Raw genomic sequence first — 270 nt, 5'->3', positions numbered from 1 at the left:
CGTCGGCGACGTGCGAGATCAGCCGCGCAAGCTGGCTGCCGGCCGCATACGACAGTTCGCGCGCGTTCAGGAAATTGCGGGCGACGGCCTTCGCGTCGAACGGCGCGCCGTCGGTGAACATCACGCCGTCGCGCAGCGTGAACGTGTAGGTCTTGCCGTCGGCGGAGACCTTGTAGCCGGTCGCGAGCCACGGGACGTAGCTGCCGTCGGGCTTCTGCGCGAGCAGGCTTTCATACGCGTTGCGCAGCAGCAGCTCGACCTTGTCCTGGC

1 protein-coding gene is annotated in these 270 nt (G+C 67.8%); it reads right to left on the bottom strand.

What is annotated here, in order from left to right; translation table 11 throughout:
• Positions 1 to 270: ABC transporter substrate-binding protein (locus tag AAEZ09_RS28330; protein ID WP_350601658.1), on the bottom strand; the 270-nt coding region annotated here is incomplete at both ends.

Origin of the sequence: Pseudomonas sp. 65/3-MNA-CIBAN-0223 (genome assembly GCF_040310425.1) — a bacterium.
Classification (GTDB): domain Bacteria; phylum Pseudomonadota; class Gammaproteobacteria; order Pseudomonadales; family Pseudomonadaceae; genus Aquipseudomonas; species Aquipseudomonas gregormendelii.
This window is presented reverse-complemented; position numbering and strand designations above follow the sequence as displayed.